Source organism: Nostoc sp., assembly GCF_036917675.1.
GTDB lineage: Bacteria > Cyanobacteriota > Cyanobacteriia > Cyanobacteriales > Nostocaceae > Nostoc.
This window is the reverse complement of record NZ_JBALCT010000004.1, coordinates 48,098-64,162: the sequence shown is the minus strand read 5'-3', so window position 1 is coordinate 64,162 and position 16,065 is coordinate 48,098. Positions and strand designations below refer to the sequence as shown.

General features: G+C 40.8%; 15 protein-coding genes and 3 pseudogenes. 10 read left to right on the top strand and 8 right to left on the bottom strand.

Going from position 1 to position 16,065, the window contains the following annotated elements:
- Window positions 1-2 precede the first annotated feature (2 nt).
- Window positions 3-672: pseudogene (locus tag V7K31_RS01820) on the bottom strand (Uma2 family endonuclease).
- Between the two features lie 73 nt (window positions 673-745).
- On the opposite strand from V7K31_RS01820, the pseudogene V7K31_RS01815 reads away from it, so the two are divergent.
- From V7K31_RS01815 to V7K31_RS01805, 3 genes and pseudogenes are all read left to right on the top strand, one after another.
- Window positions 746-808, top strand: a pseudogene (locus tag V7K31_RS01815) (hypothetical protein); the annotation flags it as partial.
- Window positions 809-920: 112 nt separating this feature from the next.
- A complete protein-coding gene (locus tag V7K31_RS01810; RefSeq protein WP_335092229.1) occupies window positions 921-1,883 on the top strand; it encodes an SMP-30/gluconolactonase/LRE family protein in 963 nt (320 codons plus the stop codon).
- Window positions 1,884-2,040: 157 nt separating this feature from the next.
- Window positions 2,041-2,607, top strand: coding sequence for an antibiotic biosynthesis monooxygenase (locus V7K31_RS01805; protein ID WP_442941186.1), 567 nt, complete (start codon window positions 2,041-2,043; stop codon window positions 2,605-2,607).
- A gap of 69 nt (window positions 2,608-2,676) precedes the next feature.
- Here the strand turns inward: V7K31_RS01805 and V7K31_RS01800 are convergent, their stop codons facing one another.
- The 5 genes and pseudogenes from V7K31_RS01800 to V7K31_RS01785 form a co-directional block, all read right to left on the bottom strand.
- Window positions 2,677-2,913, bottom strand: a complete 237-nt coding sequence (locus V7K31_RS01800; RefSeq protein ID WP_442941185.1) for a XisI protein — start codon at window positions 2,911-2,913, stop codon at window positions 2,677-2,679.
- Window positions 2,829-3,035: an element excision factor XisI family protein gene (locus V7K31_RS31740; protein WP_442941184.1), complete on the bottom strand. Its 207-nt coding sequence runs from the start codon at window positions 3,033-3,035 to the stop codon at window positions 2,829-2,831. The genes V7K31_RS01800 and V7K31_RS31740 overlap by 85 nt, the downstream gene beginning before the upstream one ends.
- Window positions 3,029-3,439 (bottom strand): annotated as a pseudogene (locus V7K31_RS01795) (XisH family protein). Before V7K31_RS01795 ends, V7K31_RS31740 begins: the two are co-directional and overlap by 7 nt.
- A 117-nt stretch (window positions 3,440-3,556) precedes the next feature.
- Window positions 3,557-4,162, bottom strand: a complete 606-nt coding sequence (locus V7K31_RS01790; protein WP_335092228.1) for a Uma2 family endonuclease — start codon at window positions 4,160-4,162, stop codon at window positions 3,557-3,559.
- Between the two features lie 129 nt (window positions 4,163-4,291).
- Window positions 4,292-5,926, bottom strand: a complete 1,635-nt coding sequence (locus V7K31_RS01785; protein WP_335092227.1) for an NAD(P)H-quinone oxidoreductase subunit 4 — start codon at window positions 5,924-5,926, stop codon at window positions 4,292-4,294.
- 1,247 nt (window positions 5,927-7,173) lie between these two features.
- Between V7K31_RS01785 and V7K31_RS01780 the strand changes: the two genes are divergently transcribed.
- The 5 genes from V7K31_RS01780 to V7K31_RS01760 all read left to right on the top strand — a co-directional run bounded on the left by V7K31_RS01780 (window position 7,174) and on the right by V7K31_RS01760 (window position 12,871).
- Window positions 7,174-8,754, top strand: coding sequence for a group II intron reverse transcriptase/maturase (locus tag V7K31_RS01780; protein WP_335092226.1), 1,581 nt, complete (start codon window positions 7,174-7,176; stop codon window positions 8,752-8,754).
- 339 nt (window positions 8,755-9,093) lie between these two features.
- Window positions 9,094-9,828: a redoxin family protein gene (locus V7K31_RS01775; protein ID WP_335092225.1), complete on the top strand. Its 735-nt coding sequence runs from the start codon at window positions 9,094-9,096 to the stop codon at window positions 9,826-9,828.
- A gap of 232 nt (window positions 9,829-10,060) precedes the next feature.
- Complete coding sequence (locus tag V7K31_RS01770) at window positions 10,061-11,302, top strand: hypothetical protein (RefSeq protein WP_335092224.1); 1,242 nt, start codon at window positions 10,061-10,063, stop codon at window positions 11,300-11,302.
- Between the two features lie 25 nt (window positions 11,303-11,327).
- Window positions 11,328-12,095: a phosphatase PAP2 family protein gene (locus V7K31_RS01765; RefSeq protein ID WP_335092223.1), complete on the top strand. Its 768-nt coding sequence runs from the start codon at window positions 11,328-11,330 to the stop codon at window positions 12,093-12,095.
- Window positions 12,096-12,376: 281 nt separating this feature from the next.
- Window positions 12,377-12,871 carry a DUF6174 domain-containing protein gene (locus tag V7K31_RS01760; RefSeq protein WP_335092222.1) on the top strand — a complete coding sequence of 165 codons (495 nt, stop codon included), beginning with the start codon at window positions 12,377-12,379 and terminating at the stop codon, window positions 12,869-12,871.
- Window positions 12,872-13,115: 244 nt separating this feature from the next.
- Here V7K31_RS01760 and V7K31_RS01755 read toward each other — a convergent pair whose 3' ends face one another.
- A complete protein-coding gene (locus V7K31_RS01755; protein ID WP_334833649.1) occupies window positions 13,116-13,388 on the bottom strand; it encodes a hypothetical protein in 273 nt (90 codons plus the stop codon).
- 484 nt (window positions 13,389-13,872) lie between these two features.
- Here V7K31_RS01755 and V7K31_RS01750 point away from each other — a divergent pair, with 484 nt between their 5' ends.
- The gene (locus V7K31_RS01750; protein ID WP_335092221.1) at window positions 13,873-14,334 is read left to right on the top strand and encodes a hypothetical protein; all 462 of its coding nucleotides are present in this window, start codon (window positions 13,873-13,875) and stop codon (window positions 14,332-14,334) included.
- 300 nt (window positions 14,335-14,634) lie between these two features.
- On the opposite strand, the gene V7K31_RS01745 is transcribed toward V7K31_RS01750, so the two are convergent.
- On the bottom strand, window positions 14,635-15,444 hold the full coding sequence (locus V7K31_RS01745; RefSeq protein WP_335092220.1) for a prohibitin family protein: 810 nt from the start codon (window positions 15,442-15,444) through the stop codon (window positions 14,635-14,637).
- 485 nt (window positions 15,445-15,929) lie between these two features.
- Here V7K31_RS01745 and V7K31_RS01740 point away from each other — a divergent pair, with 485 nt between their 5' ends.
- Window positions 15,930-16,064: a hypothetical protein gene (locus V7K31_RS01740; RefSeq protein WP_335092219.1), complete on the top strand. Its 135-nt coding sequence runs from the start codon at window positions 15,930-15,932 to the stop codon at window positions 16,062-16,064.
- Window position 16,065: the final 1 nt, after the last annotated feature.

Genomic DNA, 16,065 nt, shown 5'->3' with positions numbered 1-16,065 from the left:
AGCTACCAAACCTGACTTAAATCCAAAACAAATCCAGGTAGCAACGTTTCACCGCAAAGGGTTTTAGGATTATCTAATACCTCAACTGCAATATTAGGACGATAAATAAAAACTTGGCGTTGTTTTCTATCAATTAACCAACCAAGTTGTGTGCCATTATCAATATACTCTTGCATCTTCTTTTGTAAAACTTGCAAGCGATGCCTACGGCGGTAAACTACGCTCTGGGAGCGCAATTCAATCACAAACTCAGGACAAATCGGTGCAAATTTTTTTCGCAGTTCCAGTGGTATGGCTTCCCAGCGCTCGCGTTTTATCCACGCTGCATCTGGCGATGTCTACGACGGGCTATTCGGTGTCGCACCGCACCATTCGGCAAAGTAAACCTACCACTGGAACCAAACCCTACACCTGTACCATCTTACTTTGTCCATACCCACAACTGCCCAACTAAGTTAAAATTGCGTTCATCAGTTTCGGAACCAGTAGGGGGCATAATGACTAATTCTCCAGCAGGATTACGTTCGATACGAAAATCACGGTTTAGCTGACAAAATTCATAAAACTGGTCATTGGTTAGTGCGACGCCGAATAGCCCGTCGTAGACATCGCAGGTTGCAATTGCAAAACCATTGGTATAATTTCTGTGGCTAGAGGTAAGTTGGTGGTCATAATTGCTTTGTGGCTACTTCACCTGCTTTAACTATAATCTCTTGACAATCTAGGGTGAAATGAGGGTTAACTCATGAAGATTGGAATTATTGGCAGTGGAAACATGGGACGCTCTCTTGGTATTCTCTGGGCAGAGCAGGGGCATGAAGTATTTTTTGGCAACACTTCCCGATGGCGGAGCGCAAGGACAGTTTTTTGCAGAGATGCGAAAGTTTGGTAGCCCGATTCAAGTACAATGGTAGGTTAATATGGGAAATTCCGCAGGTTTACCGCCTATTTATGCAGATACACAGATTGAATTAGTACCTGCCAAAGTTATTACCTCATTCCCAGTCAATACTTTTTTGGAAAATCTAGCGATGCCTGCGGCGGGCTACGCCTACGCACCAGATGGCACAATTTTTGTAAGCAATCATGAGATCGGTAAGATTGTTCGCATTACCCCAGATGGCAATCAGCAAATTTATGCCACTGTTGAAGGCAAAGTAAGTGGTCTTGCTTTCACTACCAACGGCGATCTGGTGACAACAGGCTGGAATGCTGATTCTATACCCGTGGTTTCTCTAGTTAAAAGTGATGGCACGGTGGAAAGGTTGCTGACACTGCCAGATGCTATATTTCTCAATGGCATCACCCCACTTTCCGACACTCAGTATTTGACGGCAGATTCCTATCGCGGTGCAATCTGGCTGATTGATATCGCTCAACCCCGTGGATCTATTTGGCTAGAACATCCAATGCTTGCTCGTAGCAGTTCGGAAAATGTCACTCCGGCTGCAAATGGCTTGAAGCGTTTTGGTGGTTTCCTCTACGTCTCAAATACAGAAAAAATGTTGCTGTTGCGGATTCCCCTTGGTATTGGAGATGAACCAGGTGAGCCGGAAATTTTTGTTGAGCAGACTAATATTGATGACTTTGCTTTTGATGTGGAAGGCAATCTTTATGGAGCGACGCACATATACAACAGTGTAGTGCGAATTGCAAGCGATCGCAGTACAACCATCATTGCTCAAGCCGAGGATGGTGTAATTTGTAGCACAGCCGTGGCTTTTGGTCAAGGGAAAGGCGATGTCTACGACGGGTTATGCCTACGCACTGCGATATTATATGTTGTTACCAACGGTGGAATGTCTTTACCTCCTCCTACAGGTGTCGTTCCTGCTAATGTTGTTCGGCTTGAGGTTGGAAAAACTGGATATCCCTTAACTTGAGAATGACTGAATTTCAGATTTTAAATTTGGGGTTTTGAATTGAAAATCCCAAATTTAAAAATGTTCCAGAGGAAGCGAATTTATGGGATTGTTGATTAAAAGTATAAATTTAGTTTCGCGCAAAGGCACAACGACGCAAATATAGGTGGCATAACTAATGGAGATGGAACAGAACGATCAATCTGTAACCGTAGTCATTACACAAGTTGTCAAACCAGGATGCGAAACAGCTTACGAAGCTTGGTTGAAAAATATTACCAAGGTTTCCAGAACCTATCTAGGTCATTTGGGAACAAATGTGATTCGTCCTCAACTTGGGGTGCGAAACGAATATGTGATCATCTTCCGGTTTGACGATTATAAAAATTTAAAGGTGTGGATGACATCGCGCGATCGCGAATATTGGCTGAATCAAGGTAAACACTTGGTTGAATCTGACCCTAATGTTCAAGAAATCTGTGGATTAGAAGCTTGGTTTTCTCTTCCCGGTCAACCACTAAAAACTCCACCACGCTATAAAATAGCATTGCTAACTTGTGGAGCTGTATATGTGTTGATTAATATTTTGACTACGTTTCTAGTCCCTCTGCTTCGCGGTTTACCACATTTGATTATTTCGCTGATCGTTACCATAATAATGGTTGTACTTTTGACCTACGTTGTCATGCCCAGAGTCAGCCGTTTGTTTAGTTGGTGGCTATATCCTAAATCACGAAAAGTTTAGCGATTGAAATTACTCTAACTCAACTCTATTAATTAAGAGTGATTGGATTCCTTTCAACTCTCAACCATATTAACCAACAGCGAACTCCGTAAATTGTCGTTTAAAGGGGGAATGAAAAGCTAAAACGATGTCTTTTTTGGGTATACCTCGACTAATAAGTTCATTGGCGATACCTCCTTCAGTACCATCATGTTGAATCCAAATTTTTTCGTTTTTAATATCTAGATGCAAAACGCAGCCATATACACGGCGCTTATTTGACCACCCCGCGTGAACAAGTTGGTAGCGATGCCTACGGCGGGGCAAAGCCCAACGTGTTCTCTATCAAAAATCACTTCTGCTTCGACTTCTTCGTTGCTGGCTTTAATTTCACTGTAAGCTAGCAACAGTTCTTGAATAAGTTGACGGTACTGTTCTACTTTTACCATTTTACAATCGCTTCCTCTTCTGGGTCGAAAACAATCAGCCGAACTTGGTAGCGTTGGATTAATAAGCGTGGCAGTTCTAAAGTAAAAAAAGAACGATAGGTGTCTAAGGGAACTGCTAAATATAGAAGTCTCTCAGGTAGTTCTTCTTCAAGTGCTAATTGATATTTGAGATATTGTCCTAGAGCAGTACTAAATTCAGTTGTAGTAGATGGAGCAACAAAGCTTTTAACTTCAACGGCAATTTTTTATTGATTTCGTTCAGCTGCTAAAAGTTTCTCTGCACCGAGGTCGATGTACATATCCAAACCACCAAAACGCAGGAAAAGCGGGTCATTAGTGATCAGCCAACCCTCTTTCTCCAAAGGCCGTCTTACTGCATTATGGAATATGTCTTTCGCCGCCATAAATTCCTAGCATTTTTATTTGATCATGCTTTGAGTGTAACTGTTTTAGCTCTTTGTATAAACACAGATATTGTATCTACGTCAACCTTTTTCGGTACTATAAAACTAGCTTACTGCCTACCAAACCTGACTTAAATCCAAAACAAACCCAGGTAGCAACGGTTCACCATAAAGCGTCTTAGGGTTATTCAATACTTCAATCGCAATATTAGGACGATAAATAAAAACTCGGCGTTGTTTTCTATCAATTAACGAACCAAGTTGCGTGCCATTATCTATATACTCTTGCATCTTATCTTGCAAAACTTGCAACTTATCGCTCTCAGAACGCAATTCAATCACGAAATCAGGACAAATCGGCGCAAACTTTTTTCGCAGTTCTGCTGGTATCGCTTCCCAGCTTGTACGTTTTATCCAGGCTGCATCGGGAGATCGCACCGCACCATTGGGCAAAGTAAACCCACCACTGGAACCAAACCCTACACCTGTACCATCTTGCTTTGTCCAAATACCCAACTGAACAATAACGTCAAAGTTATGTTGATCAGTTTCGGAACCAGTAGGGGGCATAATCACTAATTCTCCCACAGCATTGCGTTCGATGCGAAAATCACGGTTTAGCTGACAAAATTCGTAAAACTGATCGTCGGTTAGTGCGATCGCAGGTTGCAATTGCAAGACCATTGGTATAATTTCTGTAGCTACAGGTAAGTTGGTATTCATAATTGATTTTTGGGACTTCACCTGTCTTCAGGATATCTCTTGGCAAAATTTTAGGGATGGTTTCGTAACCACCCCTTTATTCCCCTAATATTTAGAATTTACTTGCAGCACCCTTAATGAAAAGTTAATTTACTCAGAAATGTTAATCGAACTTTCAACTTGAGAATTAGCTAATGTTGGTGCAGAGAAAATCCGCGAGTACAGACTTGATGGTTGCTGATGGGCAACAACTGGTAGAACTTGGCGAGCATGGGCGGCTAATTCCACTGCCTTTACATCATAAGTCTGCGTTGCCAACTTGGGATAGAAACCAATTCCGATAATTGGCAGCAGCAAACAAGCGGTAATAAATATTTCGCGGGGTTTGACATCAGATATTACAGCATCCAAGCGCAACTCTTCTCTGCGAGACGCTACGCGAACACTCTGCTCACCATAGAATACTTGACGCAGCATCGACAGTAAATAAATCGGTGTCAAAATCACGCCAACGGCTGACAGCAGCACGACTACAATTTTGAAGCTAGAACTGTAAACATCACTGGTGGCAATACCCAGAAATACCATCAACTCACCCACAAAACCACTCATTCCGGGTAAGGCCAGAGATGCCATTGAACCAATGGTAAATAGAGCAAAGGTTTTGGGCATTACCTTGGCCATACCGCCCATTTTATCCATCATCAAGGTGTGAGTGCGATCGTAAGTCACGCCAGAGAGGAAGAACAAGCTAGCAGCAATCAAGCCGTGGGAAACCATCTGTAGCATTGCACCGCTAATACCCAGTTCTGTGTAGGAGGCAATCCCAATCAACACAAACCCCATGTGGGCAATTGAAGAGTAAGCCAAGCGGCGTTTGAGATTGGTTTGGGCAAAGGCACAGCAAGCACCGTAGACAATGTTCACTACACCCAAAATCGCTAATACTGGCGCAAAAGTCACATGGGCATTGGGCAACATTTCCACATTGAAGCGGATGAGGGCATAACCACCCATTTTTAACAACACACCAGCCAAAATCATCGAACCGGGTGCTGATGCTTCACCGTGAGCATCAGGTAGCCAAGTGTGTAAAGGGAAAATTGGTAACTTTACCCCGAAGGCAATCAAGAAACCTGCATAAACCAACAATTCCAAGGTTTTGGGGTATTCCTTCATTCCCAGAGCCGCCATATCGAAGGTGATGGTATCTCCAGAGAAGACAAGTGCAAAACCGGCAATCAAGATAAATATTGATGCGGCGGCGGTGTAAAGAATGAACTTGGTAGCCGCATAACGGCGATTTTGTCCTCCCCAGATGGAAATCAGCAGGTAAACCGGCACTAACTCGATTTCCCACATCAGGAAGAACAGCAGCAAATCCTGGGCGACAAATACGCCAAGCTGGGCGCTGTACATCGCTAACATCAAACCATAAAATAATCGCGGCTTGGTAGTAACTTTCCAAGCCGCGAATATTGCCAGGGTATTTATTAAGCCTGTCAGAAGCAGTAAGGGCATCGATAAACCATCAACCCCCACCGCCCAATGCAAACCTAACTCCGGTACCCAAGGATAGTTTTCTACAAGTTGGAGTGTTGAACTCTGAAAGTCGTACTTATACCAAAAGGCATAAATCATCAGTGCAAAGTCGGCGATCGCAACTCCTAAAGCATACCACCGGACAGTTGTACCTTCTTTGTCGGGGATTAGGGGGATGGCTAAGGCAGACACCAAGGGTAAGAGGATTATGGCTGTTAGCCAGGGAAATTCAATAGCATTCATCACTTCTGACAATCAATTTGCTTTCTCGCTTTTGGTTACATTATATTAAGCAATTTATAGTTTTGTAACCTTTATTGAACTCTAAAAGATTAAATTTTTGCTTTCAACAGGAATATATACTCATCAAATGTGAATTTTTCAGGATAAATAAGAATAAATACTTATCTGATTTTGCCGCTTTCAATTTTAAATGTAAATTTTTGCAACGTCAATAAAAAACAGCAGCTAAAGCCCAATACGCTTGGGTTAAGGCTTAACTCTTCGTCAAAGTCAATTTTTTTTAACGTAGAGGCGGAGGATCTGACAATTCAGATCATGTGGAAAGGGCTACGAAAAACCTAACGCCCTTCCCGCGACGGGAAGCTACGGTGTACACACAAGTCTTGATGAGGTCATTTACGGTTTATCCAATAGCCCAAAGAAACCTCACCCTGGTTTTGCTTGTGCAAAACCTGTCCCTCTCCTTAGTAAGGAGAGGGATTAAAGTCAGGACAGGGTGGGGAAAATTCAAAGTCTCTCTCTTTTTAGGAGAGAGATTTAGAGAGGTTTTCCAGATCCGGTGAAAGTCAGGCTGAGGATATAATTAGCAAGACATCACGCAAAAGTAGCTAATCTCAGAAAAAACACTTTACATCAAATCACTACTTACTTATGCAAAAACCACGCCAAGATAGTAGTAGAAGATTTAGTGCGATTCGTTGATTAGTGAATCACGGTACTCAGTCCGTAAATAACTAATCCAGCCCGACAGCAGATTACTGTCACCAAAAGGCTGATCTCTCGGTCAGATGTAGGTGAAAGTCCTACCATTCAGACTCAGAATTGACTCCTTACCTGCCCACACCGAACAAGCTCGGTTCTTGTAGAGTGAAGCTGGGAACAGGGCGCAATCAGACTACCGTTGCGGGTTGACACTGGCGCTAACAGGGGGTTCCTACGATGAAACAGAGCCTAGAAAAGCAACTTATCTACAGGCAAGGGCGTAACATAAAAACCCTGAGCACACTGGAGTTCATTCCCGCCGCAGTTAAGTCAAAAACGGCATGAGTCAAGGGAATCCAGTAGTTGAATTGGCAACATCTAAAGGAACAATCAATCCTTCCGAGGGAACGAATAAAAACGAATTGTGGGTCTTGGGACAGTCGAACCCCAGGTAAACCAGACGAGCGGAAGAATCCCCACAGTTCGGGTAGGACGCAACGTAATTGTTGCGAGGTGTTCAGAATACACTAACCAGAGAAGAGAAAATGATTAGACACAGTTATAAAACTAGTGAATCTTGGATAGCCCTACCGTGGAAGAAATTCCGCCGAAATCTATTCCGCCTTCAAAAGCGTGTGTATAAAGCGGTTCTTGTTGGAGACAAGCGGAAAGCGCGGTTACTCCAAAAGCTTATTATGAAATCCACCTCGGCTCGATTTCTTGCAATAAGACAAGTATCTAAGCTTTATGCTGGCAAGAAGACGGCAGGTATCGATGGCAAAAAATCCCTCTCATTCGAGGAACGCTTTGCACTTGAAATAACACTCAAGACCCAGTATAGCAACTGGCATCATAGCGGTCTACGGGAAATTCCAATTCCTAAAAAGGATGGAACCACCAGAATGCTAAAAGTACCTACCATCGCGGATAGAGCTTGGCAATGCCTAGCAAAATATGCACTCGAACCAGCACATGAAGCCACTTTCCACGCCCGGAGCTATGGGTTCAGAACTGGGCGCTCTGCCCATGATGCACAACAGTACATCTTTGCAAACCTTAACTCTAGTGTCAACGGAATAGAAAAACGAGTAATCGAACTCGATATTGAAAAGTGCTTCGACCGGATTAACCACTCAGCAATAATGGACGAACTCATTGCCCCCAAAGGCTTAAAACTCGGAATATTCCGATGCCTCAAGACAGGAGTCAACCCAGAATTTCCCGAACAGGGTACACCGCAAGGGGGAGTGGTTAGCCCATTACTAGCCAACATCGCACTCAACGGGATTGAGAGTATACACAGGTACCACGTAGAGTACAAACGGGGCTACAGAATAACAGACAAAACACCAGATAAATCCATTATCGAACCATCAGCAAGATATGCAGATGACATGGTAATCATACTCCGCCCCCAAGATGATGCGACAGAGATACTTGAAAGAATCAGCGAGTTCCTCCGTAAACGCGGAATGAATGTGAGCCAAAAGAAAACCAAAGTCACCGCCGCGACAGATGGGTTCCATTTCCTCGGCTGGCAGTTCAAAGTGCAGAGCAATGGAAAGTTTAGAAGTACCCCCTCAGTGGAAAACTTCAAAGCTTTTCGTAAGAAAGTAAAACACATCGTCAACAACTCGAATTATGGCTCTAAGGTGAAGGCTGAAAAGCTTTCCCCAATAGTTAGAGGATGGAGAAATTACCATAAGTTCTGCAAGATGGACGGGTCAAAGTTATCACTTTGGTTCATGAGCCACAGAGCATACACGGTATTTAATAGGGAAGCCAAGAAAGACCGCTACTCCAGCAAGAAATTACTAGACAAAGCATTTCCGAAGGTTCCCTACTCCGAAGGTAGTCACGTCATGGTCAAAGGCACAAAGTCCCCCTATGATGGGGATAGCACCTACTGGAGTGAACGAAAAAGTAAGCTCTACGACGGCGAAACCTCTAAAGCTCTTAACAAGCAAAACCATAAATGTGCATCCTGCGGCTTAAAGTTTATCGATGAAGAACGGGTTCACCTGCACCACATCGACAGAAATCACGCCAACTGGAAGAAAAATAATCTTGAAGCAATTCATGAGAGTTGCCACGATTATAAACACATGAGCAAAAGCGCAAGCTGAGAACATCGGAAGCTGGGTGCGGTGAAAGTCGCACGCCCAGATTTAACAGAGAGGTGCCCCGGATAATACCGGGCATCGACTCTACCAACATTTCTGAGATGCTAAAAAATCATAACTTAGCTCAAGTTATTGCTGAGGCTTGAATTTTATGAATTTAAACGTCAATTAGAATATAAAGGACTGATATGTAAGTATTATACATATTGAATCAACTGCTGAATTTGTTGTAGCGCTCGCTCCATTTATGAATGAAGTTTCTGAGCTGAGTCATAGTTAGATTATACCAGTTCTCCCATGATAGGTTATGACTGGAATTGATTACTAAAGGCAAGCAAAATCATGTTCAGCGATCGCAAAGGGCAAAGAGTACCCAATGTCACTTTCCATACTCGCAATAACAACGACTGGGTGGATGTGACAACCGATGAGCTATTTGCTGGTAAGACAGTGGTTGTCTTCTCTTTACCGGGTGCTTATACTCCAACTTGTTCATCAACTCATCTCCCTGGTTACAACGAATTGGCTAAGGTTTTCAAAGAAAATGGTGTCGATGACATTATCTGTATTTCTGTGAATGATGCCTTTGTGATGAACGAATGGGCAAAGGATCAAGAGGCAGAAAATATCAGACTAATTCCGGATGGTAATGGTGAATTTACTGAAGGGATGAGTATGCTGGTAGATAAATCAGACTTGGGGTTTGGGAAGCGATCGTGGCGCTATTCTATGCTGGTGAAAGATGGTGTAATTGACCAGATGTTTATTGAACCAGACGAGCCAGGAGATCCCTTTAAGGTGTCCGATGCCGAAACAATGCTCAGATACATCAACCCCCAAGCAGTAAAGCCCGAAGTAGTTTCCCTGTTTGCGAAAGTCGGTTGTCCCTTCTGTGCCCGTGCGAAGGCGATGCTCAAGGAAAATGGCATCAACTACGAAGAAATTACTTTGGGTAAGGATATTACCACACGCTCTTTACGAGCAGTTACAGGTGCGACAACAGTTCCCCAAGTGTTTATCGATGGTAAATTAATTGGTGGTTCTGAGGCACTAGAAGCCTACTTCGCTGCTAAATAGGTTTCAGTTGGGGCGCACAGCCGTTACCAAAGTCATGCTATTTTTTACCCCAGCCTGATTTGTGAGAATTGAAAAACAAAATCCCCGATTTCTTTGAGAAGTCGGGGATTTTGTTTCTCAGAAGTCAGCAGTTAACAAATCTTTAGATGAGTAGATGTATTTTTGGGCACTTACTCACTACTAATCATCTAAAATTGATTCGGATTAAATTTCCATTTATTTAAAAGAAAATATGTTTGCCAGAATCCGCCGTCTTTTGAGTCAATTTTTTAGTAAATCAAGGACAATCAACAACGAACCACTGAATAAAGTGAGTTTGATTGTCATTATTTTAATTGATATTTTTATCTTGATTAATGTTTTTACGGGACTGGATGATATAAGCAGATGGTATCTCAGCCCGAACAAGGCTTATCCATGTTATTCAGAGTGGCAAGATTACCGGACAAAAACCACTAAAGATAAAGACTATGAAATTGTTAGACTTTCGTTCCAAAATAACGCGAAGTATCAACTCACTTTTCAGCAAAACTATCAACAAGTCGAAGCAGGACATCTGGGTAAGGTTTCTAAAACGTGCTTGCAATATGCCAACTACAAAGATAAGATTAACAATCCTGAAAAGCAGGAAATCATCAAAACTATTGATCAGAAACAAGCGAAAATCAGTAGGCTTGAAGAAGACGATCGCACTATTAAAGCCCAATATGACTCAACGCTTTTAGAAAAAATTGCCGGTCAGGATCGTCAACAATCAATTAATCAAGTCAGTGCTGAAAAAGCTAAACAGGCATTAGAACAAAATAATCGCCAAATTTCTACCCTTAAACAGGAAAATTCTACTCTTAAAAATGAACTGCTTACCAAACCGGAAAGTATTAGTTTTATAGCCTTTCTTAAAGATGACAATCAATTCCGGGAAGTTAATAAAGGCTATCAAAAGGCGTCATTTTGGTATCCAAGTATCCAGCTTGCTTTTCAGTGCCTCTTTCTTCTCCCGTTGATTCTCATTGCCTTATCAGTTCACAAATTTGCTCAAGGAAGAGGATATGGACTCATCTCGCTAATTAGCTGGCATTTGCTAGTTATCTTTTTTATCCCACTAATCGTTAAAATATTTGAATTTCTTCAAATAGGTGCAATATTTGAATTTATCTTTAAGATCATTAGCATCCTTTTTGGTGGTTTGCTTTTCCTGCTCAGTTATATTTATATCTTACTGATTCCAATTATTGGTTTTGGAATTATCCAGTTTTTTCAAAAGTTTGTCTTTAATGCTAAACTCCAGGCAGCTAGCAGAGTTCAAAAATCATGCTGTGTCAATTGTGCCAAGAAAATTCGACCTCTTGATACTTACTGTCCGCACTGCGGTTATTATCAATATATTGAATGCCAAAACTGTCATAATCTTACTTATAAACATTTGTCCTATTGTAAACATTGTGGAACTTCTCAAAATTCTAGTAATTTGTGATCATTGAAGTCTTTTTAACTTTGATATGGAAAAAGTGAAAACAGCCAATCAAAAGAGTCAGTCGTCTCTTTCTTTTCTCAAAAATTTGTTGATTGCCCGTTGGCGATCGCTATTATTCCTCTTGATCGGTGTATATTTACCTTTGCAGGTCTTTGAAATCCTGATAGTAAAGATATGGCAGAATCAAGCTGGCTTACCGTGGGATGTGCCTATTCTGTTAGCAGTTCATTCTACAGCAAACCCCCAGCTAGATATTTTAGCAGTGGCGCTAGCTATAATTGGGTTGCCTTGGACGGCGATACCGATTTTAGGTGCGATCGCACTCATATTACTACTTCAAAAACGCTGGCGATCGCTAGCTTATTTACTCACCGCCTCAGTGGGAAGTGTAATCATCAACCGCACAGCAAAGGAATTAATGCATCGAGTGCGTCCACAATTGTGGCAGTCCATTGCGCCTGAGTCTAGTTTTGCATTTCCCAGCGCTCATGCCATGACGAGTGTAACACTGGTAGCAATTTTGCTATTCTTAACTTGGGATAGCTCCTGGCGGTGGTTGCTTCTCATATTCGGCAGCTTATATGTAATCGCTATTGCGTGGTGTCGTCTCTATCTGGGGGTTCATTTTCCTAGTGACATTCTCGCGGGTTGGATGGTTGCATTAGGTTGGACAATTGGTGTCAGTCTAATTATCAAACCGTATGAAACTAAAACCAAATCTGTAAATTGCGATCGCTCTGAAGATGAAACTACCTTACTCCCTGAAGAAAGAAAGTTGATAACTGAGGAGTGATATTATGTCCGCTTAAAAACTTATTATTTAGGCTGACGCACAGACACGGAGACACGAAAAGATTTTAATGATAAATTGTCCATCATTAATAAGATAGATTTACATATACAGATTATGGACATAAGATCACGTTCATTTCTCCAGCCATCAATAGGGGCGGTAGCGAAACCAATGGAAAATCTGTACTACCACAAAAAGTACGTGTTACAAATAATTTCACTGTTTTACGAATCACATTCAAGCACGTTAAAGTGAGCAATTGGAGTTAATGATGGATTTATATGCGTTTGCCAATCGCAATTAGTGCCATTTTAGTGGCATCTTTGGGTTTGAATGCACCTGTTATGCCTCAACCTCCTATACAGGTAGCGCAAACACCAGCATCTACTAGTTTCACCTTTAAACAATTTAAGATTAATTACCGATTATGGAGACAGCAAAAAATCTCTAACTATAGCTATGAATTCACTAGAAGTTGCAATTGTTTCCCCAAAGCCACAGAAGTTGTGATTATTCAAGTACGTAATGGCCTCACAACTTCTATCACTTCTAAAGAGACTGGTAAACCAGTAGATTCACAATTGTTTCAAAAATACAATACTATTCCTAAACTCTTTAATATCATTAGAAATGCGCTGATTCGGAAAGCGGCAAATCTGACTGTACAATATGATCCGATAATCGGCTACCCAACTCAAATTAATATTGATTATGATAGTCGAATAGCTGATGATGAAATCTTCTTCACAATTAAGAATCTGCAAAAAATTAACTAAATATATAGGACTAACCACTCAACATTACAAGCTAACTGGCGATGCAAATCTTTAATCCCTCTCCTTAATAAGGAGAGGGACAGGTTTTGCATAGCAAAACCAGGGTGAGGTTTCTCAGGGGCAATGAGACTTAACCATAAATTGCCTTATCAAAGACTTGTGTTGTACACCGTAGATTCCCTAATAGAAAAGGGGCTGGGGGGTTAGGTTTGAGTAAAAGTATTGATATACACCCAAAAATAAATTACGACCCTTGAAAAAGGTCATTAATTGAACTTAGACTCTGTTTAATTTGTTCTGTCAGAGAAGTTCTTAATAAGTCAAGGGTTTCGGCTGAAAAATTGAGTAATCCCAAAGCATATAATAGGCTGGAAATCCCAATAAATAGAGCCAAAAATCTCCCAAAACAACCGGGATTAATTTCAATAAAACCTAATTTAGATTGCCCGATGACGGCAATCGTTATAAAAACAATTCCTGCTATTAAAAATGTACTATTTGGAGTTAAATCTGTCATTTTCCTATTAAAATGCCTCAGTACTTTTATTGTAGCTATTATTAGTTCAAATTTTTGCCCCGGCTATATGCAAAAATATAAAAATTTTGCTCCTCAACATCAACCCACCTACCATAAGCAAGCTCTGGCCATTTCAGTATTAGTATTATAATTTAGAAAGATATATTCTGATTTTGAAACCTATTGAGCGAAAAATAGCGTTGATTGTCTAAATTTTGTTTAAATCGTTCTATTTCGCTCAAATACCGAAGCAAAAGCCCAGATTCTGCAAGAAGCGAAGTGACTCATGCACCTCTAGTAGAAATCAGATATTGTTAAGTTACAGCTGATTTAAACCTCAATTTTGCTTTTTACTATTTTGCTGAAACTATGCAGTGGCAAAACTTTCAGCAGCAAAAAGCCAAAATATTATCACTCATGATACTAGACTTTAGTTTAGTTTATATATTAAGCTACACTAATCCGGTAGGAATAGTGGATTTTTATGGAAAGCTTCCAAAACGTCAGTCAAGAGTTGAATGTAACAGGAGATACAGCCCTGGAGCAATTACAACAGTCTACTCCAAAAGAGTTCAAAAAAGACATTTTCAAAAAACTCAGAGGTGGATTTTTTCTGGTACTGGGATATTTGTTGTCACCACTATGTTGGTGGAATGACCTACTATTCAATCTGCCAATAGCTTATGGTTTTGGGTATGCTTGTAGTTTACTTTCCCCAAAATTACTTCTACCTTGTTCAATTATCGGATACTGGCTCTCTAATATTGTGGGAATTCTCTTGATGCAATTCGGTTCTAAGGACATTTTTCAAAAAGAACCTCAAGAGCATAACCTCAAAAAAGAATTATTTACTGGTCTAATTTCTTCAACACTTTATACGCTGTTGATTATGCTATTGATCCAGTTGAAGATTCTCGATTCTCCCATTTTATTCTCCAACAGTTAATTTAGTCTATCACTTTTATACAAATGAATCGGTTGTAGGGGCGCACATCTGTGCATTGGTGTCAGCTTAAGGAAAAATCCCTCTAAAACCTCGTTTCCAGCAAGAAGGCTGGAAATGCTCTTCAATTGCGGCTCTGCCGCTAGTCTTGAGGCGGAGCCTCATATAGGCATTCCCAGTCTCCGACTGGGAACGAGAGAATCTATGAAAGTTTTGTCTAGACTGGTTTTTACGTTAAGTTGACACGTATGACAGTTGTGCGCCCCTATGTCTTATGTAGCAGATATTTCATTAAAAAGAATCTCAATTTTTATCAAATTTTAAAATTTCACTTAAATCAAACAATTTTGGAGCCTCCTTACTGAGAATTAATGGCAGCTTACCATTCCATTTTTCTATTGCTTGCCTTTGCAGGATTTCTGGAGTTAAACCATCACGTAATAATCTATGTGCCTCAGCTTCTCCTTTGGCTAAATTAACTTTTGCCTCAGCCTGTTTTGTTGCTTTCAGGGCGATAAACTCTGCTTGTTTTGCTTCTTGTTCAGCAATCTGCTTCGCCTCCACCGCCTCACCAAATCGTTCTGAAAAATGGACATGAATTAGAGAAATATCATCAACTGCAACGTGATAGCTACCTAGTCGTGTGGACAAGGCATCATCTACTGCACCTTTGACTTCTCCTCGTTTAGTAATAATTTCTTCAGCAGTATACTTTGCCATTACTGCTTTTAGTACTTCTTCAACTGCTGGGTTAATAATCCGAATGACTACATCTTGTTCATCTCCAATTTCTTGAAAAATGGCATTTGCTTCTTGGGGAAGAATATGCCAATTGAGAGCTACATCAGTGAAAACATTTTGTAAATCTTTGGAAGAAGCCTCATCTGAGATTTCCTGTTTTTGGACTCGAATACTCAACTTTTTCACAGTATTGACTACAGGAATAATTAAGTGAAGTCCTTCTCCTAATATCTGGTTTTGGACTTCGCCAAATTTCATCAATACACCACGTTCTCCTGCATTTACAATCACACAAGGTGTGAGGAAGAGAGTTATCAAAAACAAAAGAGCAGTCAGTTTACCGGCACTGTTAAAAGTTGTAATTTTTATCATCTGTATTAAACATTTATGCGTCTTGCATAGGGACACATATTTAGGAGTTGTAAGCTTCTTCCTGTCATGCTCTTATAACTTTGGCTCAAAGTCAATTTTCATCTCACTCTAGCCAAGGTAATAAAACACTATTATCAATAAGTAGCAAGTTGCTGACTGAGCAGTTAATGTGTTTAATATACAGGTATATAGTTAAGCTATCAATGTGTACTTTACTACCCCAACTTGGAGCTAGCGAAGGTTAGTTAGCTTTATATTTACCTGAATTACTGTAATAGTATCGAAAAACCGTAGTATTTGAAAAGGTTAGTTTCCTCGCAGTAGACATCGCATCACCCAGATCAGAAAGATAGAGTCGCTAGCTCAGATGATCTTAATTGCGTCCAATTCTTTTTACAAAGTCCTGATTAACATTATTTGGGCATTGATTTGAGCAAATTTATTCAAGGACACAAAGAAGAGTATTGCTACTCTCCTAACTGAACATGAGTAATGAATTCAGGTTGATTTTGCGATCGCAATTCTGTGGTGATGTCGTCATACTACCAAAAAACGACTTTTTCTCCATAAAAAAGCCCCACCGAGTGATGGGGATAGAGACTGATGAATTTTTGACATGAT